Below are 20374 nucleotides of genomic sequence, written 5' to 3'. Positions count from 1 at the left end.
ATCGCGAGCGCAATGGTAAAGATGCATCGGCCGAAATGGACCTCGATCACGACGGGCGTGGCTCTCGCCGGCCTCACCGCGATCGGCGCGGCCCGGGCGGCGGATTGCCCCCGGAGCGATGCACTCGGCACCGCCCGGATCCTGAGCGTCGATGCCAAGACCACGCCACGCGTTGGCTTGAAGAGCTTTCCGCAGACGCTGCCGCTTGAAGATCACGAGGTGGTGCTGACCTTTGACGACGGTCCGCGTCCCCCGTCGACGAACAAGGTGCTGGCGGCGCTGGCGCAGGAATGCGTGCGTGCGACCTTCTTCCTGGTCGGCCGCAGCGCCACCGAATTCCCTGATCTCGTCAAGCGCATCGCCCGCGAGGGTCATACCATCGGTCATCACACCTGGTCGCATCCGTACATGGCGCGTATCCCGGCTGATACGGCGAAGTACGAGATCGACCACGGCATCGCCTCCGACGAGAAGGCATTGCACGGGGTCTCGACCACGACACCGTCGACGCCGTTCTTCCGCTTCCCCTATTTCGAGTCCACGCCGGCCCAGCTCGACATGCTCGAGCACCGCGGCATCGTCGTGTTCGGCGCCGATTTCTGGGCCAGCGACTGGAACGACATGACGCCGGCGCAGGAACTCAAGTTGATCACCGACCGCGTCACCGCCGCCCGCAAGGGTATCATCCTGTTCCACGATGCCCAGGCGCGGACGGCCGCCATGATGCCGGACTTCCTGCGGTGGTTGCGGGAGAATGGCTATCGCGTGGTCCATATCGTGCCGGCGGGCACCTCCCAGAAGAACGCCGACGCGCATTGATGCCGGAATGTCACGGCTGACCAAATTGGGGTGATTTGAGCCCTATTAACATTCTGTTCATACTACGCCATGCAATGATTGAGGGGCGCCTCGGGCGGGAAGGTCTTGGCACCTGAACCGTTTCCCGATGTCTCCGACCTACCGATATCGCAGCCAATGTAGATGAGGGCAGACGGGGTTTCATGATCGGAAGTAGCGTTGTTTTTCGGGCGCGATCGTGGACCGTCCTGCTGCTGGGCTCGCTGACCATCGCGTCGCCGGCCGCCTTCGCAGCCGACTGCCCGGGACACCCCGATGCGCTCGGCACATCACGCACGCTCGTCGTCGACCCGCACGAGCATCCGCGCATTGGCACCATGCAGTACCGGGAGACGCTGCCGCTCAGGGATCACGAGGTGGTGCTGACGTTCGACGACGGTCCGCTGCCGAAATATTCCAACCAGGTGCTCCAGATCCTCGCGGGCGAGTGCATCAAGGCGACGTTCTTCATCATCGGGCAGCAGGCCAAGGCCAATCCGGAAGGCGTGCGCAAGCTGGTCGCGGCGGGCCACACCGTCGGCACGCACAGCATGACCCATCCGCTGACGATGGACAGGATGCCAATTGACAAGGCCGAGGCCGAGATCAACGGCGGCATCGAGTGGACGTCGGCGGCAATGACGGACCCGTCCAAGTTGGCGCCGTTCTTCCGCATTCCCGGCCTGATGCGTGCTGACGGCGTCGAAAACTATCTGATCTCGCGCGGCATCCAGGTGTGGAGCGCCGACTTCCCGGCGGACGACTGGCGCCACGTCTCGCCCGATCGCGTCTACCAGCTCGCGGTCCAGCGGCTGGAGGCCAAGGGCAAGGGCATCCTGCTGCTGCACGACATCCAGCCGCGCACCGTGGCAGCGCTGCCCAAGATCATCCGCGACCTCAAGGCGCGTGGCTATCGCATCGTGCATGTGGTGCCCGCGACCGCCGACCAGCCGGCGACGCCGACCACGCCGGTGGAATGGCTGCTGCATCCGCCGACGGAGACGACGCCGATCGCGCGCTGGCCTCAAGTGCCGAATTTCGTGTTCGCGCAAACCGCGACGCTGCCGGCGCCGGGTCTTGCCGATCTCAACGCCGAGACCGCGCACCAGCCGCGGGTGCTGCCGCGCAAGACCATGGCGCAGGCCGATATCGCCTCCACCCTGCCCGCGCCCGGCCGCGATCTCTTCGCAATCCCCGAGGGCTCGGTCGAGGTGCTGCTGTCGACGACCCTGTCGCGACGCGCCGCGACGCGGCTCGCGATGGCAGCAGAGACGCCGCATGCCGGCAAGGGCAAGGCAGGCAGAATTCAAGCCCGCCGGACGGCTGCGTCCTCCGCGCCGAAGCACGCGGCTCAGGCCAAGGGCACGGCGTCCCGCCCGACCCGGCTCGCCACCAGCCTGAAGAAGCGGGCCTGAGCTAAGCGCGTTACTGCCGCATGATATTGGCGACGCAGAGCAGCACGATCAGCGCCAGGAAGAACAGGTCCATATAGGACTTGAGCTCGCCGTCACGGCGCAACCGGGCAACGTCGGTCACGATCTGCTTGCGTGCGCTGCTCCCGCCCGAGCCGTCATTGATCGGCGCCTGAAGGCGCTTGGTCTCGGCCTCCAGCTTCTCGATCTTCTGGAAGAAATAGAACGCCCGCAGCGTCGAGGCTGCGCGCATGCCGGCATAGACAAGCACCAGGATCGCGAGGACCGCCCGGTTCTGGTACTTCTCCATGAAGTTCAGGCTGAAATAGACCAGCGCCATGAACGCAAAGTTGGTCAGGAACCGGTATACGAAGCTTAGAAAGACCATGCTGGCTCCAGCCGAGAGAGGTCGCGCAAGGCCCGTCTACGCCAATATTGTATCAAGAAGCCCATCGCCCGCGCGCCGCCGCCTTTTAGCCACGCGCCGCCATAATGCAAGCGAGAGCGCGCCGCCACCGCCCAGTGCTGCTCGATGGAGATTCAAGGAAAGCTACGGTAGACTGCTGCCGCCGCTGACGCGTGAGGTCTGCCGATGCCGAAGAAGGGAATCACGGGCCACGACGAGTGGGTTCTGACCGAGGCGCTCGCCACCGCCCTGGTCGCGCTGGAGCAGCTCGAGGCCAAGCACCAGCCGAGCGCGCACATGGACGACATCCGCAAGATTCTGTCGCACGGCAAGGAGCCGAACGCCGTGAGCCTGCACTTGGCCCAGGCCAAATGCCGCCTGTTCCCCGATCTCGACCCGCTCGAGATCTACCGGGAATACGGGATCGGCGAGGAATATGGCTGAGAGGCCCGAGCGGGCCGCTGGCTTCCAGGAATGAGATTTGAAAGTGGTGCGCTCGGAGGGACTCGAACCCCCACGGTGTTACCCACTGCCACCTCAAGGCAGCGCGTCTACCAGTTCCGCCACGAGCGCTAGGAGATACCGGCCTGAGGTCTTGAGGCTGGCCGGATCAGCGGCCGCCGATCTAACAAATCCATCAGGGGGATACAAGCCTGCAAAGGCGGGGAATTCCACAGGCCTGGCAGGAAAGTCCTATCCCCGCCCGGATCGGCCCTATCCGGCTGCGAATGCGTGCCCCGGCCGCTATCGGCTCCCGGGCGTCCGCGGCAGCATCTGCTTGACCTCGACCGCGATCCTGTTGCGGTCGACCAGCACGACGCCGGAAGCTACAGGCAGATTATTGGCGAGAACCTTGACCTCGTCGGCCTCAGTTGCGTCCAGCTCGATGATGGCGCCGCGGGAAAGACGTAATACTTGATGGATCGGCATGGTGGTCGTCCCGAGGACGACCATGAGATCCACGGTGACTTTATCGAGTGTGGGCACTGTCAGGACCGCCGCAACTGGAGAACGACACTTAGGGACTTGGCATTTGCTCCCGAGATGATCACCACGTTATGGTTAGCCAATGGTTAATTCGTCGCAAAACCCCCGCCGGAACAAGCGCCAAGAGCTCGATTTGACGTCGTTTTCCGCCGCCGGCGGCGAGCCCGTCGAGTGGCGAATCTCGGATAGCCCCGTGCCCTATCCGGATGCGGTGGCCGCCATGGAGGCCCGCGTCGCCGCGATTGCGGCCGGCGAGGCGCCGGAGCTGGTCTGGCTGCTCGAACACCCCCCGCTCTACACATCAGGCACATCAGGCAAGGCGACCGACCTGCTCGATTCCCGCTTCCCGACCTTCGCGACCGGGCGCGGCGGCCAGCTGACCTATCACGGCCCCGGCCAGCGGGTGGCCTACATCATGCTCGACCTCAAGCACCGCCGGCCTGATGTCCGGGCCTATGTCGCGAGCCTCGAAGAGTTGATCCTGAAGACGCTCGCCGCCTTCAACGTGCGCGGCGAGCGGCGCGAGGACCGGGTCGGCGTCTGGGTGAAGCGCCCGGACAAAGGGGCGGAGCACGAGGACAAGATCGCGGCGATCGGCGTGCGGCTGAAGCGCTGGGTCTCGTTCCACGGCATCGCCATCAATGTCGAGCCGGAGCTGGAGCACTTTGCAGGCATCGTCCCCTGCGGCGTCACTGACGCCCGCTACGGCGTCACCTCGCTGGTCGATCTCGGCCAGCTCGTGACCATGGCAGATGTCGACGTCGCGTTGCGACAGTCGTTTGAAGAACTGTTCGGGCCGACCCGCGCGCTGCTGCCGGAAGCCGCCGCCTGATGCATTCCTGTTGGCGATGAGCTGCTGCACGTTCTCCACGCGCGCGGAATCAGTTACGCTTGCATCAGGTGCCGCCCACGCCTCCCCCCTCCGCCGGGAAAGTAGAGATCATGCCGGGCGACTAAGCCATCGGACCGACTGTTCGAGCATCGGGCATAAGGAGGGATTGCGCTTTCTGCTCGCATCAGGAGGTTCTGACGATGAAATTGTCTGCGCCGATCTATCGTCTCAAGCGCAAAGCAAAGCGCCTGTCCCGCGAGCAAGGCATCCCGCTCCACGACGCGCTCGACCGCATCGCCACGACGGAAGGGTTTTCCGCCTGGAGCTTGCTCGCGGCGAAAGCTGCGGCGACAACGCCGGCCATCAGGCTGTTTCCGCAGGTCCAGCCGGGCGACCTCGTGCTGGTGGGGGCGCGGCCCGGTCAAGGCAAGACGCTGATGAGCCTCGAGCTCGCCGTGGAGGCGATGAAATCAGGCCACCGCGCCGCGTTCTTCTCGCTCGAATACACCGAGAAAGACGTGCTGGATCGCCTGCGTGCGATCGGCGTGGAGCCTGTGCAGTTCGACAAGCTGTTCGAGGTCGATTGCTCCGACGCCATCAGCGCCGACCATGTCGTCAAGCAGATGGCCACGGCGCCGCGCGGAACGGTCGTGGTCATCGACTATCTGCAGCTGCTCGATCAGCGGCGCGAAAACCCTGACCTCACCGTTCAGGTGCGTGCGCTGAAATCCTTCGCGCGCGACGAGGGGCTGATCGTCATCTTCATCTCGCAGATCGACCGCTCCTACGACCCGATGGTCAAGCCCTGCCCTGACATCAGCGACGTCAGGCTGCCGAACCCGCTCGACCTGAAGCTGTTCGACAAGACCTGCTTCATCAACAATTCCGAGATCGAGTTCCGGGCCGCAAGCTGACCGGCGAGCCGCGGGTGAGATGGCTCACCCGCGGCTCGAAGGCTTCACGCCGCCTTCAGCGACACGTCAAGCTTGCCGGCGATGTAACGCCGCTCCTGGGTCAGGCCGCCAAAGCCATAGGCGTCGCCCTTGACCTCGTCGACATGCAAGTACGTCTCCGGATGCAGCGGTCCCAGAATCTCGGCCATGCGTGTGAACATCGCGGCGAGATAGGTCGCCTTCTCGTCCTTGGTGTTGGTGCCCTCGCTGACGTGGATGTCGATCCAGTAGCTGGCGAGCTTCTGCTCGGCGAGCGACTTGCCGCCGGCGAACCAGTCGTCGGCATCGACCGACTTCACGATGATGGCGGTCACCTTGGGATCCTTGTGCAGGATTGTTGCGGTGAGTTCGGACACGGCGCTCGCGATGTCGGCCTTCAGCGACGGCGACTGGCGGGAGGTGCTGTAGGATACGGTGATCAGGGGCATGGTTGTTCTCCTCTAGAATGCCGCTGAACTCGCGGCGCTGGTGAGAAGCTAGACCTTCCCCTATCATATTGGTACCTTATCTCAGATGATACCAGTGATAACGGATTATAATGACAGCCACGCTCGACATCGCCACCGTCCAGGCTTTTCTGCTGGTCGCCGACCTCCAGAGTTTCACCCGCGCCGCCGAAGCGCTCGGCACGACGCAGGCTGCGGTCAGCCTCAAGCTGCAACGGCTGGAAACGCTGCTGGGCAAACGTCTCGTCGAGCGCTCGCCGCGCGCGGTCCGGCTCACCGCCGACGGCACTGGCTTCCTCGACCGTGCCCGCGCGCTGATGGCGGCGCATGACCGCGCGCTGTCGGGCGACGCACCGGCCGCGCAATCGCTCTCCCTCGGCATCTCCGATCATGCCGCCGGCCCCGAGCTGGTGCCGCTGCTCGAACGGCTGCACGCGATGTCGTCAAACCTGACGCTTGCCGTCACCATCGGCTTTTCACGCGAGATGCAGGAGGCCTATGACACCGGCGAGCTCGACGCGGTGATCGTCCGCCAGGAGGGCAGCCGCCGCGGCGGCGAGAAGCTCACCGAGGACGAGTTCGGCTGGTTCGCGTCACGACGCTTCACACTGCCGAAGGGCGAAGCGTTGCCGCTGGCAACGCTCGCCCCGCCCTGCGGCGTCCGGGCGATTGCCGTGCGGGCACTCGACAAGGCCGGCCTCCCCTGGCGCGAACGCTTTGTCGGCGGCGGCGTGACGGCGGTGGTCGCAGCCGCGCTTGCCGGGCTTGCGATCGCCCCGCTGGCACGCCGGATCGCGCCTCCCGGACTGATCGATATCGGTCCCACGTACAAGCTCCCGAAACTCGGTAGCTCGAAGGTTATGCTGCATTCGAAGGTCAGCGATCCCGCCAAGCTCGCGGCGCTGCGCGCAGTTGCGGCGACGTTCCGGAGCGCGGCGGCTTAACGCCGCGAGCCTCTACAAAATCGCCTCGAACGCGCTGCGCAGCGTCTCGTGCCTGAACACGAAACCGCGGCTCAGCGCCTTGTTGGGCAGCACGCGCTGGCCGCCGAGCAGCAGCTCATCGGCAAGGCCGCCGCCGATCCGACGGAGCAGGCCACCGGGGATGCGAAACACCGCGGGTCGACGCAGCCGGCGGCCGAGCTCCTCGGTGAACTTTGCATTGGTCACCGGAATCGGCGCCGTGGCGTTGACGGGGCCCGAGAGATCCGGCGTGGCGATCACATAGGCGATCAGCCGGATCAGATCGTCGCGCTCGATCCAGGACATCCATTGTCGCCCGGTGCCGAGGCGACCGCCGAGCCCGAACTCGAACGGCGTCAAGAGGCGCGTGATGAAGCCGCCTTCGGTGCCGAGCACGAGGCCGATGCGCAAGAAGACCACGCGGACGCCGAGCGCCTCCGCCGGCCGCGCCGCCTTCTCCCAGGCCGCGCACAGCTCATGGCTGAAGCAGGCGTGAGACTTGGCCGATTCCGTCAGCACCTGGTCGGCCCACAAGCCATACCAGCCGATCGCGGAGCCGCTGACCAGTACCTCCGGCTTGCGTTCGAGCCTTGCGATCAGCTTCACGACCTCGCCGGTCATGTCGATGCGCGAGCCGATGATCCTGGCGCGCTTGGCCTCGGTCCACAGGCCGTTGCCGATCGGCTCGCCGGCGAGATTGACGACGGCGTCGATATGCGTATCGGCTGGGAGCTGATCAAGGCTGGTGATCAGCGTCACCGGGGGCGGCAGCATCTCGGCCTTCGCAGGATTGCGGATCAGCGCAATGACGTGGTGCCCTGCTCCGCTGAGGCTCGCTGCAAGACGGCTGCCGATGAAGCCGGTGGCGCCGGTGATGAGGACGGTCTTGCGGCCGGGCAGCTTCTCGACGAGACCGTCCGTAGGAGCGCTTCGCAGGCGGCCGAGCCGGCGCACCGCGGCAAAATCCCTGAGACCGCAGAGTGTCGCGCCAATTGCGCAGGCGGTCGCAGCGATGCTGAGCAGGCCCTGATAGACGACGGTGACGCCAAAGGGCCGCATGGCCCAGGCGATCAGCAGCGGCAGCAGCAGCACCAGGATGGCGCCGTAATTGATCGCAAGCAGCGTGTGATTGATCCGCTCGCTCGGCGGCAGCTTGCGACTCAGATCCTCCTCGACGAAATCCATCAGCGTGATGACGATCTCGGCAACCAGCACCGCGACGACCAGCGGCGCCAGCACGCCATAGACCTCGAGCCAGCCGAGTGTGAGGAACAGCAGCGCATAAAACATGTTGCGGATGCCGTGCAGCTTCAGCTCAAGACGCTGCGACGGACGCCAGGCCAGGCGCTCGGTGAACTCGTGATGATAGAAGGTGTCGAACACACCCATCACGATCTGGATGGCGATGAGCGTCCACAACAGCGGCGTCATGACACGGCCTCCCTGAACAATGCTGATTGGTGGATCAGCGCGCCGTAACGCGGATGAATGACATCGAGGGTGAAGCGGAAGGCGCCCTCGCCGAGATCCCGATGCGTCACGGTGAGATCGCCCGGCGCGAGCCATCGCGGCAGCGGGATCCAGAGGCGTCCGAGCTGAAGGCCGTAACCGGCGCTGCGGAAGGTCAGCGTCTCACCCTCGACCGCGATGCGCAGTGCCATCGAGACGCCGAAGCCGACATATTCCTCCAGCCCGGTAGGGCCGGCGAAACGCTTGGCCGAATGGATCACCTGCGGAAAGCCGCGCTTGCGCGCGCAGATCCGGGTCCAGGTCTGACCGCCCGTCGTACCGTCCTCGGTGACGGTCACGATCATGGGCACGCCGGTGTCGCGCCCCGTGGGAAGTGGCCCGCCGATCAGGCGCGCGGCTTGCGCGAACCACCAGCCGATGTCGCTGAAGGCGACCTCGTCGACCACGCCGACATAGACCACGCTGTCGCCATCGGCGACGCGCTTGGAGAAGCGCCGCCAGGTCGCGAGCGGCAGCCGGCCCCAATCCTCGTCCGACAGCAATGTGCGGAAGCGCCGATCATCGAGCAGTTTGATGTGAGCAGTGGTTGGTGCGTTGGAGCCTGAGAATCGAGCCGACGTCATCGCACCCTCCTCAAACCTATTTGGCTTTGCCCAGCGGCAGCAGGTTGGCGATCTTCTCGCCAAGCCGCATCAAGGCGACCACCCGCGGCCGCGGCACTTTCAGCATCTGCATGAACCAGTGGTCGGCGAGCTCGGTGAAGGCGAGCATCTCCTTCAGCCGTTTGCTCGCCACCGGATTGATGGTCGGATCGTCGGCCGCATCGGTCACGCAGGCCCGCAGCGCCGTGATCGCGGGATCGAGCTCGCGCTCCTTGCGCCGCGCCGCGATACGCGTTGCGACCTCCCAGATGTCGGTCTCCGCCTCGTAGTGGTCGCGGCGGTCACCGAGGATCGGCACGCGCCGGATCAGGTTCCAGGCGAGCAGCTCCTTCAACGAATTGGAGACGTTGGACCTGGCCATGCCGAGCGTGTCGGCGATGTCCTCCGCGGTCATCGGAGCCTCGGCGAGATAGAGCAGCCCATGGATCTGACTGACCGAGCGGTTGACGCCCCACTGATCGCCCATGTCGCCCCAATGCAGGATGAAGCGCTGGACGGCGGCGGGGAGTTGCTTCTTTCCGGTTATTTCTGTCATAACAGAAATATCTGACGACATCGACCGCGTGTCAAGCACTTGTCGAAGCCTCCCCACCTCCATACCGTCCGCAAGATTTGCCTAAAAACCTCTCAGCAGATGGGAACCAAAGGCCCTTCAAGGCGTTTGCTCCGGTCGAGGCGGGGTCCGTAATGGTCAAAAAGTCCAGTCAACAGAGAGACTTGTTCGAAAGCGAACGGAGTTTCCGGCTGTTGGTTGAAGGGGTCGCGGACTACGCGCTCTACATGCTCGATCCCAATGGGATCATCACGAGCTGGAACATTGGCGGCGAGCGGATCAAGGGCTATTCGCCCCAAGAGATTCTCGGCCAGCATTTCTCGCGCTTCTATACCGAGGCCGACCGGGCCAACGGCAAGCCGGCCCGTGCGCTCCGCATCGCCCGCGAGCAGGGCCGCTACGAGGAGGAAGGCTGGCGCGTCCGCAAGGACGGCACTTTCTTCTGGGCCAGCGTGGTGATCGATCCGATCTATGAGGACGGAGCGCTGGTCGGCTTCGCCAAGATCACGCGCGACATCACCGAGCGCCGCAACACGCAACTGAAGCTCGAGGCGATGCAGACACAGCTTGCCGAGTCGCAAAAATTCGATGCGCTCGGCCAGCTCACCGGCGGCGTCGCCCACGACTTCAACAATCTCCTGATGATCATCAGCGGCAGCCTTCACATCCTCAAGAAGGGCGATCCCGAGGATCCCAGGTTCCAGCGCGCCATCTCGGCGATCGAGACCGCCGCCAAGCGCGGCGCCGCACTGACCGGCCAGCTATTAACCTTCGCGCGGCGGCAAAGCGTCAATCCGCAGGCGATCCATTTGGCTGACCGCATCGAGGCGATCCGCGAAGTGCTTTACGCCGGCGTTGGCAGCGCGGTTCATCTCGCCTTCGACATCGACCGCGAGGTCTGGCCCGTCAAGGCCGACATCTCCGAGTTCGAGACGGGACTGCTCAATCTCGTCATCAACGCACGCGATGCCATGCCCGACGGCGGCACGGTGACGATCGGCGCGCACAACATCGTCCTCGACGATCCGCTCCATAACGGCGAATACGTCGCCATCACCGTCAACGATACCGGGCTCGGCATCCCCTCCGACGTCGTCGACAAGATTTTCGAACCGTTCTTCACGACGAAGCCGGTCGGAAAAGGCACTGGCCTCGGCCTGTCGCAGGTGCACGGCTTCGCGCATCAGGCTGGCGGCACGATCAAGGTCGCAAGCGAGCTCGGCAAGGGCACGACCTTCACCATCCTGCTGCCGCGCGAAACCGCGACGGCGTCGAACGAGACGCCAGAGGCGGCGACGGTGCGCGGCAGCGGCACGGTGCTGCTGGTCGAGGATAATCCCGATGTCGCACTCGTCAGCACCGGTCTGCTGGAGCAGCTCGGGTACAGCGTGCGCCGGGTTGCAGATGCCGAAGCCGCGCTGCGCGAACTCGAGAGCGACGGCGTCGACTTCGTGTTCTCCGACATCGTCATGCCCGGCAAGCTGGACGGGCTCGGCCTGGCGCACCTGTTGCGCCAGACCCACCCCGACCTGCCGATCCTGCTCGCCAGCGGCTACAGCGAAGCCGCCGCCGGCGTGCGCGGCGACTTCCCGATCCTGCGCAAGCCGTATGAGATCCACGAACTGAGCGAAGCGATCTCGAAGCTGCCGCGGTGATGGTTCACCTCTCCCGAAGGGAGAGGTGAAGACCGCCGATGGAGCGCATAGAGGTTCACCTACACCGTCGGCAACACCGAGAATGCCTCCCCTGCCCGGCGCAGGTTCAGTTCATCGACGCTGGCCGTCTCGCTGGTCACGCTGTCCACGCGCGATGATGGCGGACCGTGGCGGCACAGCGCGACCATGTCGGCGACATGCTTCGGCGCGCCCGCGAACAGCGCTTCGACGCTGCCGTCGCGGCGGTTGCGGACCCAGCCTTCGAGGCCGCTCGCGGTTGCCTGGTATTCGACCCAGGCCCGATAGCCGACGCCCTGCACGCGCCCACGGATCATCACCTGGAGGATCGCCCGGCTCATTGCTTCAGCCCAAGGAGGTCGGCGCTGCGCACTTTGACATCGACCTCGCGCATGACGCGGCTGGTCAGCTCCGCCGACGGCAATCCCTTCAGCGCCTTCGGCGGCGTGCCCTCGCGCAACGCCCTCTGGACGTCGTAGACCGCCTGTATGGCAGCCGCGATCGGCGCGTGGCCCTGCAGCGCGATGCGCACGCGTTGGCCCGCGAGATAGTCGATCGCGTTCAATTCGTCCGGTGCACCGCCGAGCACGATGGGCAGACGCGTGGCGCCGGCGATGGCCTCGAGTTCGGCGCGTGACTTGATGCCGGTGAAGAACAATGCGTCGACACCGGTCGCCTCATAGGCTCTGGCGCGACGGATCGCATCCTCGACCGAGGTGATCGAGGCAGCGCCGGTGCGGCCCATGATGACCAGCGAGGGATCGCCGCGGCCATCGAGCGCGGCCTTCATCTTGCCGACGCCCTCCTCCAGGGAGATCAGCTGCGCCTTGGCCTCGCCAAAGGCCGCCGGCAACAGCGTGTCCTCGATGGTGAGGCCGGCGGCGCCCGCCGTCTCCAGCTCCTGCACCGTGCGGCGCACGTTGAGCGCATTGCCATAGCCGTGATCGGCATCGACCAGCACCGGCAGGCCTGCGGCACGCGACATCCGGCGCATCTGCTCGGCAAGCTCGGTGAGTGTGATCAGCGTGACATCGGGGTCGCCGAGCACGGCGAGCGAGGCGACCGAGCCGCCGAACATGCCGAGCGGAAAGCCGAGATCCTCGGCAATGCGGATCGAGATCGCGTCATAGACCGAGCCGGGATGGACGCAGGTGGGGCCCGAAATGATCGAACGCAGTTTCTCGCGGCGGGAACGAAAGGCCATGGTGCCCTCTCACACTATTGCGACGCAGCCGCAACATACTCCGTCATTGCGAGCGCAGCGAAGCAATCCAGAGTCTTTCCGAGGGAGGCAGTCTGGATTGCTTCGCTGCGCTCGCAATGACGATGTTGGTGGGGCCAGCAGGGCCCCACTCACACACTTACGCAAACTCCAGGATCAGCGCGTCCACCGCGAGCGTCGCACCGGCGCTGGCGTGGATCTTCTTCACCGTGCCATCCTGCTCGGCGCGCAGCACGTTCTGCATCTTCATGGCTTCGACCACGGCCAGCGTCTCGCCGGCCTTGACCTCCTGGCCTTCGGTCACTGCGATCGAGACGATGAGCCCGGGCATCGGACAGAGCAGCTTCTTGCCGGTGTCGGAGGCCGCCGTCACCGGCAACAGCCGGGCGGAGGCGGCTTCGGCTTCGGTCCAGACATAGACCGGCACCTCGACGCCCTGATGCGCGAGGCGAATGCCGTTGGGAACCGGCCGCGCCTGCACCGCAATGAAGTGGCCGTCGATGGTGCCCTGCCAGACCGGGTCACCCGGCTTCCATGGCGACTGCAACAGATGCGCCTTGCCGGCCGTGCCGTCGGCATCGACGAAACGGATTGCGATCGCATCGCCCTCGCGGGCAATCTCAAGCGGAATCTCCTGGCGGTCGAGCCAGACCGCGCGGCGGCGTTCGCGCTGCACGACGCGCCCGCCCATCTGGCCGGAGATCTGCCGCTTGCGCTCACCCAGCACGTGATCGATCGCGGCGCCAACCGCGGCGATGCGACGCGCGACCTCGCCCTCGGGCACGCGCACGGAAAAGCCCTTGGGGAATTCTTCCGCGATGAAGCCGGTCGACAGATTGCCTTCGCGCCAGCGCGGATGATGCATCAGCGCGGACAGGAACGGGATGTTGTGCCTGATGCCGTCGACATAGAACGAGTCAAGCGCGGTCGCCTGCGCCTCGATGGCGGCCGCACGCGACGGCGCGTGGGTGACGAGCTTGGCGATCATCGGATCGTAATGGATCGAGATCTCGCCGCCTTCCTGCACGCCAGTGTCGTTGCGCACCGTGATGCCGTCCTTGCTCACCTCCGCCGGCGGGCGATACTTCACCAGGCGCCCGATCGAGGGCAGGAAGTTGCGGAACGGGTCCTCGGCGTAGAGGCGCGACTCCACCGCCCAGCCCGTGAGCGTGACGTCCTTCTGCGCGATGGCGAGCTTTTCGCCGGCGGCGACGCGGATCATCTGCTCGACGAGGTCGACGCCGGTGACGAGCTCGGTGACGGGATGCTCGACCTGGAGACGCGTGTTCATCTCCAGGAAGTAGAAGCTCTTGTCCTGCCCGGCGACGAATTCGACCGTGCCGGCGGAATCATAATTCACGGCCTTCGCCAGTGCGACCGCCTGCTCGCCCATCTTGCGGCGGGTGGCCTCGTCGAGCAGCGGCGACGGCGCCTCCTCGATGACCTTCTGATTGCGGCGCTGGATCGAGCACTCGCGCTCGCCGAGATAGATGACGTTGCCGTGCTTGTCGCCCAGCACCTGGATCTCGATGTGGCGGGGATCGACGATGAACTTTTCGACGAAGACGCGATCGTCCCCGAACGAGGCTTTTGCCTCCGCCTTGGCGAGATTGAAGCCTTCTGCGACCTCGGCCTTGGAATGCGCGATGCGCATGCCCTTGCCGCCGCCGCCGGCAGAGGCCTTGATCATGACAGGGTAGCCGATCTCGTCGGCAATCCTGACCGCGTGCTTGTCGTCCTCGATGACGCCGAGATAGCCCGGCACGGTCGAGACCTTGGCCTTGGCGGCGGCCTTCTTGGATTCGATCTTGTCGCCCATCGCGGCGATCGCGCCGGGGTTCGGGCCGATGAAGACGATGCCGGCGGCTTCCAGCGCGCGCGGAAACGCCTCGCGCTCGGACAGGAAGCCATAGCCGGGATGCACGGCCTCGGCGCCGGTCTTTTTGCACGCCTCGACGATCTTCTCGATCACCAGATAGCTCTCGGCCGCGGCCGGCGGGCCGATTAGGACGGCCTCGTCGGCCATCTCGACATGGAGGGCGTCGCGGTCGGCCTCGGAATAGACGGCAACCGTCTGAATTCCCATCTTGCGGGCGGTCTTGATGACCCGGCAGGCGATTTCGCCGCGGTTGGCGATCAGGATGCGTTTGAACATGATTTTCTTGAGCTTCGTCCCCTGGGCGGGACCCTGCCCCACGCCTTGGCGGGCCGGTGGGACGGGGCCGTATCCTGTCGTGGTACAGCAAAATGGGCCGGAGGCAACGGGCAAAATCCGGCCCGCTCTGGCGTACCAGCGCAAGACCGGTATGGGCCTGAGGCCTTGACGCCCTATGGCTTTCCGCCCTTGGCCACGTCCCGGACCAGGCTGTGAATGAAGCCCAGTTTGGCGACCACGGCCGGCGACAGGATGAAGGGATAGAGGTCGCGCAGGCCCATGGCCCGGTTGACGCTGTTCATGGCGAAGGTGAAGGGCAGCCAGGCATCGACGATCGCCTGGATGTCCCGCGCCTCGTAAGGGTTGAAGCGGATCCGCGTCGACAGCTCCCCGTCGGGGTCGACCTTCGGACGCACCTCCATGCCGAACTCGCCAGCCATTTCCAGCGTATCGACGATGTGGAGGTAATGCGCCCAGGTCTCGGCGAAATCCTCCCAGGGGTGCGTGGTCGCATAGGCCGAGACGTAATTCTGCTGCCAGTCCGGCGGCGCGCCTTGGGCGTAATGCCGCTGCAGGGCCTCACCGTAGTCAGCGGAATCGTCGCCGAAGACCGCGCGGCATTCGTCCAGCCTGCCGCCCTCGCGCACCAGCACGTCCCAGAAATAGTGCCCGACCTCATGGCGGAAATGCCCGAGCAGCGTACGGTAAGGCTCGCCCATCTCCAGCCTGCGTCGCTCGCGCTCGATGGTATCTGTCTCGGTGAGCGCGATCGTGATCAGTCCGTTGTCATGGCCGGTCATGATCCTTTGCCCGGTGTTGGGATCATCGGCGAGGAAATTGAAGATCAGGCCGTGCTCGGGATCGTCCTGCCGGGTCTGGAGCGGCAGCCTCCAGCGGATCAGCGAATAGAACAGCCGGTGCTTTGCCACCTCCAACTCGCGCCAGCCGGCGAGCTGCGCGGGGTCGGAGAGATCGGGCACGATGCCGTTGTGGCGGCAGGCGCGGCAATAGCCCGTGGTATCGCCGGCATCGGTCAGCCAGTTGCAGGCGTCGTAATCGGCATTGCGGCAGAGCATCCGGCGCTCGCCTTTGTCCGCAAGCGTCTTCCAACCCTCCCCATCGGGCTCGATCGCCGACATCGTCTCCTTTTCCGGCAGGAAGGCGACCCGGTGGCCGCAGCGTCCGCAGGCACGGTTCTCGAAATAGAGAACGTTGCCGCAGTCCTGGCAAACAAAGAGCTTCAAGATCGAGCCTCTTGGGAAGGTGTGTCTTACTGACGTCAACTATGGCGCCACGCAGATACGCGCGCAGGCCGCTCATCGTTCCTTCTTTAGGAACAAATAGCCAGCCCCCACGTTCATTCACATCACCGGATGCGGTGCGGTGGGCGTTTCCTCAAGCTATTCCCTTTTGAGCAATGGCTATCACGCTATGTCTGTGTGAATATCGGTCCGCCACGTGCGCCCCCGCATCACAACGGCCGATACCTTGAACGATCCTTTGCCCGAGACCATCGCCGCCGAACGGCTGCGCCAGCACCTCGAAGAAATCGCGCGCGAGCGGGACGAGGCCTATCGCGCGCTGCAGGAGCGCGAGGCGGAGCTGGCGCGCATCCAGCGCATCGGCAAAGTGGGTGGGGTCGAAGTCGACCTCCGCGAAGGTTTCAAGAACCGCCGCTCGCCTGAATATCTGATCATCCATGGCCTGCCGCCCGAGGCCGCCGACGAGACGCATGAGGATTGGGTCAGCCGCATCCATCCCGACGACCGCGATGCCACCGTCAAGCATTTCTTCGATGCGCTGGCCGCGACCGGCGAGGACTACACGGCCGAATATCGCATCATCCGCCCCAGCGACGGCCAGACCCGCTGGATCCGTGTCGTCGCCAAGATCGAGCGCGACCGCGACGGCCGCGCCATCCGCCTGGTTGGCGCCCATATCGACATCACCGACCAGGCTCTGGCGCGCGAGACGTTGCGCGAGAGCGAAGAGCGCTTCCGGCTGATCGCCGACAGCGCGCCGGTGCCGATCTGGGTGACGAAGCTCGACCGCACGCGCTCCTTCGCCAACCAGGCCTATGTCGACTTCCTCGGCTTGCCCTACGAGCAGGCCATCGCCTTCGACTGGCGCAAGGTGCTGCACCCTGACGACCTGCCGCGTGTGTTGCAGCAATCGGTCCAGGGCGAAGCCTCGCTCAAACCGTTCGTGCTGGAGGCGCGCTACAAGAACGCATCAGGCGAATGGCGCTGGCTGCGCTCGGAATCGCAGCCGCGCTGGGACCCGACCGGCAAGCATATCGGCTTCATCGGCGTCGCCCACGACATCACCGCCGCCAAGCAGGCCGAGATCGAGCTGCGGAGGCTCAACGAGACGCTGGAAGAGCGCATCGTCGAGCGCACCGCCGAGCTCGAATCCAACGAGGCCCGGCTGCGCGCCATCCTGGAGACCAGCAACCAGTATCAGGGGCTGGTCAACCTGAAGGGCGAGCTGCTCTACGCCAACAAGACAGCGCTCGACGGTATCAAGGCCAGTTCTGCTGAGGTCATCGGCAAGCCGTTCTGGGACACGCCCTGGTTCACCGCTACGGAACGCATGAGCGCAACCGTGCGCGAGGCCTTCAACACCGTGCTGAAGGGCGAAGCCGTGCGGCTTGAGATGCGGCTGCGTCTGCCCATCGGCGAGCGCGATTTCGAGTTCAGCATCCGCCCCGTGCTCGACCGCCATGGCAACATCACCGGCGCGGTGCCTGAAGCCGTCGACGTCACCGAGCGCCGCCGCGGCGAGGAAGCGCTGCGGCAGTCGCAGAAGATGGAGGCGATCGGGCAGCTCACCGGCGGCGTCGCGCACGATTTCAACAACCTGCTCACCATCATCCGCTCGGCGACCGACTTCCTGCGCCGGCGCGAGCTGCCGGAGGAGCGCCGCCGCCGCTATGTCGACGCCATCTCCGACACCGTCGAGCGCGCCTCGAAATTGACCGCGCAGCTGCTGGCCTTCGCGCGCCGGCAGCCGCTGAAGCCGCAGATCTTCAATGTCGGCAGCCAGGTCGAGGGCGTGGCGCAGCTGGTCCGGCCGCTGGTTGGTGGCCGCATCGAGATTGTCGTCGAGATCGACGATGCGGACTGCTTCACCGTCGCCGACATCGCGCAGTTCGAGACCGCCCTCATCAACCTCGCCATCAATGCCCGCGACGCCATGAACGATGAAGGCCGGCTCACCATTTCAGTGCGCAAGGTCCAGGGCATTCCGAACCTGCGCGCGCAGTCCGCGCGCAGCGGCGACTATGTCGCGATCTCGATCGCGGACACCGGAAGCGGCATCGCGCCCGAAAACATCGACGCCATTTTCGAACCCTTCTTCACCACCAAGGAGGTCGGCAAGGGCACCGGGCTCGGCCTCAGCCAGGCCTTTGGATTTGCAAAACAGTCCGAAGGCGACATCGCCGTGACGAGCACACCGGGCCAGGGCGCGACCTTCACCATCTATCTGCCGCAGGCGCAGAGCCCCAGCGCCGAGAAGGAAGCATCCTCGCTGACCACTGAGGGCGCCACCACCGGCCGGGGCTATCGCGTGCTCGTGGTCGAGGACAATGACGATGTCGGCCAGTTCTCGACGGAGCTCTTGGAGGACCTCGGCTACGTCACCCGCCGCGTCGCCAACGCCAACGCCGCGCTCGCCATCCTTGGCGAGAACGAGTTCGCGGTTGATCTCGTCTTCTCCGACGTGATCATGCCCGGCATGAACGGCGTCGAGCTCGCCGGCATCATCCGCGAGCGCTATCCGGGCCTGCCCGTCGTGCTCACCTCCGGCTACAGCAACGTGCTCGCGGAAAATGCTCACCGCGGCTTTGAACTGATCCAGAAGCCGTATTCGGTGGAATCGCTCTCGCGCATCCTGCGCAAGGCGATCATGGAGAAACTGTCGGTGGCGAGGTGAGTGCTACAGTTGTACGACGTTGCCACAAATTCCGTCATTGCGAGCCAACCGGTCCGCGCGAAGCGCGGCCCGATGGCTCGCAATGACGACGATGGAGCGTCGTCCTGGAACAACGGATACCGATGACATGAAACCCGCCCTCTTCTCCGCCTGGCAAACCTGGGCGCTGCTCTCCGCCTGCTTCGCCGCGCTGACCGCGATCTTCGCCAAGGTCGGCGTAGAGACCATTAATCCTGATCTCGCCACCTTCATTCGCACCATCGTGGTGCTGCTGGCCTTCTCGGTGCTGCTGTTCTTCACCGGCCAGTTCACGGTGCCGTCGGCGGTCTCGCCGAAAACCTTCCTGTTCCTGGTGCTGTCGGGGCTTGCGACCGGCGCGTCGTGGTTGTGCTATTTCCGTGCCCTGAAGCTCGGGCCGGCGACGCTGGTGGCGCCGATCGACAAGCTCAGCGTCGTGCTGGTGGCGCTGTTCGCCTTCGCCTTTCTCGGCGAGCGGCCGAGCGCGCAGGGCTGGACCGGGATCACCATGATCGGCGCCGGGGCGGTGCTGCTCGCCGTGAAATTCTGACGCTTCCAATTTCATTCCACGCCAAGGACTATCCGTGCCGAGCCTGCCGTCTGCCCCCCTCTGGGCCTGGAGCATCATCGCCGTCGCGACTGCCGGCGTCATCATCCGCCCTTTCCACCTGCCCGAGGCGATCTGGGCCGTGCTCGGCGCCGGCGCGCTGGTGCTGCTCGGCTTCCTGCCCTGGCAGGATGCGCTTGTCGGCATCGAGAAAGGCGTCGACGTCTATCTCTTCCTGATCGGCATGATGCTGATCGCCGAGCTGGCGCGGCTCGAGGGCCTGTTCGACTATCTCGCCGCGGTTGCGGTGGAATATGCCGGCGGGTCGCCGCAACGGCTGTTCCTGCTGATCTACATCGTCGGCACTGTCGTCACCGTGCTGCTCTCCAACGACGCCACCGCCATCGTGCTGACGCCGGCCGTCTACGCCGCGACGCGCGCGGCCGGCGCAAAACCGCTGCCTTATCTCTTCGTCTGCGCCTTCATCGCCAATGCCGCGAGCTTCGTGCTGCCGATCTCCAATCCCGCCAATCTCGTCGTGTTCGGCGCGCGCATGCCGCAGCTCAGCGAATGGCTGCGCCTGTTCGCCCTGCCCTCGGCGGCGTCGATCCTGCTGACCTATATCGTGTTGCGCCTGACCCAGCATCACGCGTTGAAGGAGGAAACGATCGCAAGCAGCGTGCCGCATCCAACACTCGGCCGTGGCGGCAAGCTCACGGCTGTCGGCATCATCGCTGTCGGAATCGTGCTGGTCACAGCGTCCGCACTCGACAAGCAGCTCGGGCTGCCGACTTTCATCTGCGGCGTGGTGACGTCAGCCATCGTGCTGCTGATCAGCCGCCAATCGCCGATGCCGGTGCTGAGAGGCGTATCCTGGAGCGTGCTGCCGCTGGTTGGCGGTCTCTTCGTGATGGTGGAGGCGCTGATCAAGACCGGCGTCATCGGCCAGCTCAGCGCTCTGCTGCATGAAGCGGTGGCGCAATCGGTCCCGAAGGCGGCCTGGAGCGTCGGCATCGCAACCGCGATCGCCACCAACATCGCCAACAATCTGCCGGTCGGGCTCGTCGCAGGCTCGGTCGCTGCCAGCGATCACCTGCCCACGCCGGTCGTCAGCTCCATCCTGATCGGTGTCGATCTCGGGCCCAATCTGTCGGTCACGGGATCGCTTGCCACCATCCTGTGGCTGGTGGCGCTGCGGCGGGAGAAGATCGAGGTCGGCGCCTGGCCGTTCCTCAAGCTCGGCATGCTGGTGACGCCGCCGGCCCTGATCGCGGCACTGGCTGCCGCGATCAGGTGATGCTTC

The 20374-nt window shown here is 65.3% G+C and carries 20 protein-coding genes and 1 tRNA gene; 10 read left to right on the top strand and 11 right to left on the bottom strand.

What is annotated here, in order from left to right:
• Positions 1-12: 12 nt before the first annotated feature.
• Together ACNJX9_RS18780 and ACNJX9_RS18775 are read left to right on the top strand one after the other, a co-directional pair.
• Positions 13-819: a polysaccharide deacetylase family protein gene (locus ACNJX9_RS18780; protein ID WP_439409858.1), complete on the top strand. Its 807-nt coding sequence runs from the start codon at positions 13-15 to the stop codon at positions 817-819.
• Between the two features lie 182 nt (positions 820-1001).
• A complete protein-coding gene (locus tag ACNJX9_RS18775) occupies positions 1002-2252 on the top strand; it encodes a polysaccharide deacetylase family protein (RefSeq protein ID WP_439409857.1) in 1251 nt (416 codons plus the stop codon).
• A gap of 10 nt (positions 2253-2262) precedes the next feature.
• Here ACNJX9_RS18775 and ACNJX9_RS18770 read toward each other — a convergent pair whose 3' ends face one another.
• Positions 2263-2637, bottom strand: a complete 375-nt coding sequence (locus ACNJX9_RS18770) for a hypothetical protein (RefSeq protein ID WP_057751504.1) — start codon at positions 2635-2637, stop codon at positions 2263-2265.
• 204 nt (positions 2638-2841) lie between these two features.
• Between ACNJX9_RS18770 and ACNJX9_RS18765 the strand changes: the two genes are divergently transcribed.
• Positions 2842-3099, top strand: coding sequence for a hypothetical protein (locus ACNJX9_RS18765; RefSeq protein WP_057751505.1), 258 nt, complete (start codon positions 2842-2844; stop codon positions 3097-3099).
• Positions 3100-3143: 44 nt separating this feature from the next.
• Here the strand turns inward: ACNJX9_RS18765 and ACNJX9_RS18760 are convergent.
• Both ACNJX9_RS18760 and ACNJX9_RS18755 read right to left on the bottom strand, forming a co-directional pair.
• Positions 3144-3228: transfer RNA gene (locus tag ACNJX9_RS18760), tRNA-Leu, on the bottom strand.
• A gap of 171 nt (positions 3229-3399) precedes the next feature.
• Positions 3400-3642 (bottom strand): FliM/FliN family flagellar motor switch protein, encoded by a 243-nt coding sequence (locus ACNJX9_RS18755; protein ID WP_057751563.1) that lies wholly within the window; start codon positions 3640-3642, stop codon positions 3400-3402.
• Between the two features lie 82 nt (positions 3643-3724).
• On the opposite strand from ACNJX9_RS18755, the gene lipB reads away from it, so the two are divergent.
• A complete protein-coding gene (lipB, locus tag ACNJX9_RS18750) occupies positions 3725-4474 on the top strand; it encodes a lipoyl(octanoyl) transferase LipB (RefSeq protein WP_439409856.1) in 750 nt (249 codons plus the stop codon).
• A 200-nt stretch (positions 4475-4674) separates the two neighbouring features.
• Positions 4675-5388 carry a DNA helicase gene (locus tag ACNJX9_RS18745; protein WP_439409855.1) on the top strand — a complete coding sequence of 238 codons (714 nt, stop codon included), beginning with the start codon at positions 4675-4677 and terminating at the stop codon, positions 5386-5388.
• A 44-nt stretch (positions 5389-5432) separates the two neighbouring features.
• Here ACNJX9_RS18745 and ACNJX9_RS18740 read toward each other — a convergent pair whose 3' ends face one another.
• Complete coding sequence (locus tag ACNJX9_RS18740) at positions 5433-5855, bottom strand: tautomerase family protein (protein WP_439409854.1); 423 nt, start codon at positions 5853-5855, stop codon at positions 5433-5435.
• 110 nt (positions 5856-5965) lie between these two features.
• On the opposite strand from ACNJX9_RS18740, the gene ACNJX9_RS18735 reads away from it, so the two are divergent.
• Positions 5966-6817, top strand: a complete 852-nt coding sequence (locus ACNJX9_RS18735) for a LysR family transcriptional regulator (RefSeq protein WP_439409853.1) — start codon at positions 5966-5968, stop codon at positions 6815-6817.
• A 12-nt stretch (positions 6818-6829) separates the two neighbouring features.
• On the opposite strand, the gene ACNJX9_RS18730 is transcribed toward ACNJX9_RS18735, so the two are convergent.
• From ACNJX9_RS18730 to ACNJX9_RS18720, 3 genes are read right to left on the bottom strand one after another with little or no spacing between them, the layout of a single operon-like run.
• Complete coding sequence (locus tag ACNJX9_RS18730) at positions 6830-8266, bottom strand: TIGR01777 family oxidoreductase (protein WP_439409852.1); 1437 nt, start codon at positions 8264-8266, stop codon at positions 6830-6832.
• On the bottom strand, positions 8263-8928 hold the full coding sequence (locus tag ACNJX9_RS18725; protein WP_439409851.1) for a DUF4166 domain-containing protein: 666 nt from the start codon (positions 8926-8928) through the stop codon (positions 8263-8265). The genes ACNJX9_RS18730 and ACNJX9_RS18725 overlap by 4 nt, the downstream gene beginning before the upstream one ends.
• A 16-nt stretch (positions 8929-8944) precedes the next feature.
• Positions 8945-9502 (bottom strand): GbsR/MarR family transcriptional regulator, encoded by a 558-nt coding sequence (locus ACNJX9_RS18720; RefSeq protein ID WP_439409850.1) that lies wholly within the window; start codon positions 9500-9502, stop codon positions 8945-8947.
• Between the two features lie 152 nt (positions 9503-9654).
• Here ACNJX9_RS18720 and ACNJX9_RS18715 point away from each other — a divergent pair, with 152 nt between their 5' ends.
• Entirely contained in the window at positions 9655-11175 is a 1521-nt protein-coding gene (locus ACNJX9_RS18715; RefSeq protein ID WP_439409849.1) for an ATP-binding protein, read from the top strand.
• Positions 11176-11234: 59 nt separating this feature from the next.
• Here ACNJX9_RS18715 and ACNJX9_RS18710 read toward each other — a convergent pair whose 3' ends face one another.
• From ACNJX9_RS18710 to ACNJX9_RS18695, 4 genes are all read right to left on the bottom strand, one after another.
• Positions 11235-11534 carry an acylphosphatase gene (locus tag ACNJX9_RS18710; protein ID WP_057751581.1) on the bottom strand — a complete coding sequence of 100 codons (300 nt, stop codon included), beginning with the start codon at positions 11532-11534 and terminating at the stop codon, positions 11235-11237.
• A complete protein-coding gene (locus tag ACNJX9_RS18705) occupies positions 11531-12397 on the bottom strand; it encodes an isocitrate lyase/PEP mutase family protein (RefSeq protein ID WP_439409848.1) in 867 nt (288 codons plus the stop codon). The genes ACNJX9_RS18710 and ACNJX9_RS18705 overlap by 4 nt, the downstream gene beginning before the upstream one ends.
• A gap of 157 nt (positions 12398-12554) precedes the next feature.
• Complete coding sequence (locus tag ACNJX9_RS18700; protein WP_439409847.1) at positions 12555-14570, bottom strand: acetyl-CoA carboxylase biotin carboxylase subunit; 2016 nt, start codon at positions 14568-14570, stop codon at positions 12555-12557.
• Between the two features lie 173 nt (positions 14571-14743).
• The gene (locus tag ACNJX9_RS18695; RefSeq protein WP_439409846.1) at positions 14744-15814 is read right to left on the bottom strand and encodes a zinc-binding metallopeptidase family protein; all 1071 of its coding nucleotides are present in this window, start codon (positions 15812-15814) and stop codon (positions 14744-14746) included.
• 214 nt (positions 15815-16028) lie between these two features.
• Between ACNJX9_RS18695 and ACNJX9_RS18690 the strand changes: the two genes are divergently transcribed.
• The 3 genes from ACNJX9_RS18690 to ACNJX9_RS18680 all read left to right on the top strand — a co-directional run bounded on the left by ACNJX9_RS18690 (position 16029) and on the right by ACNJX9_RS18680 (position 20368).
• Complete coding sequence (locus ACNJX9_RS18690) at positions 16029-18506, top strand: hybrid sensor histidine kinase/response regulator (RefSeq protein WP_057751590.1); 2478 nt, start codon at positions 16029-16031, stop codon at positions 18504-18506.
• Between the two features lie 127 nt (positions 18507-18633).
• Complete coding sequence (locus ACNJX9_RS18685) at positions 18634-19074, top strand: EamA family transporter (RefSeq protein ID WP_439409845.1); 441 nt, start codon at positions 18634-18636, stop codon at positions 19072-19074.
• 43 nt (positions 19075-19117) lie between these two features.
• On the top strand, positions 19118-20368 hold the full coding sequence (locus ACNJX9_RS18680; RefSeq protein WP_057751814.1) for an arsenic transporter: 1251 nt from the start codon (positions 19118-19120) through the stop codon (positions 20366-20368).
• The last annotated feature ends 6 nt before the right edge of the window (positions 20369-20374 follow it).

It is taken from the genome of Bradyrhizobium sp. BLXBL-03 (genome assembly GCF_051853015.1).
Taxonomy (GTDB): Bacteria; Pseudomonadota; Alphaproteobacteria; order Rhizobiales; family Xanthobacteraceae; genus Bradyrhizobium; species Bradyrhizobium manausense.
This window is presented reverse-complemented; position numbering and strand designations above follow the sequence as displayed.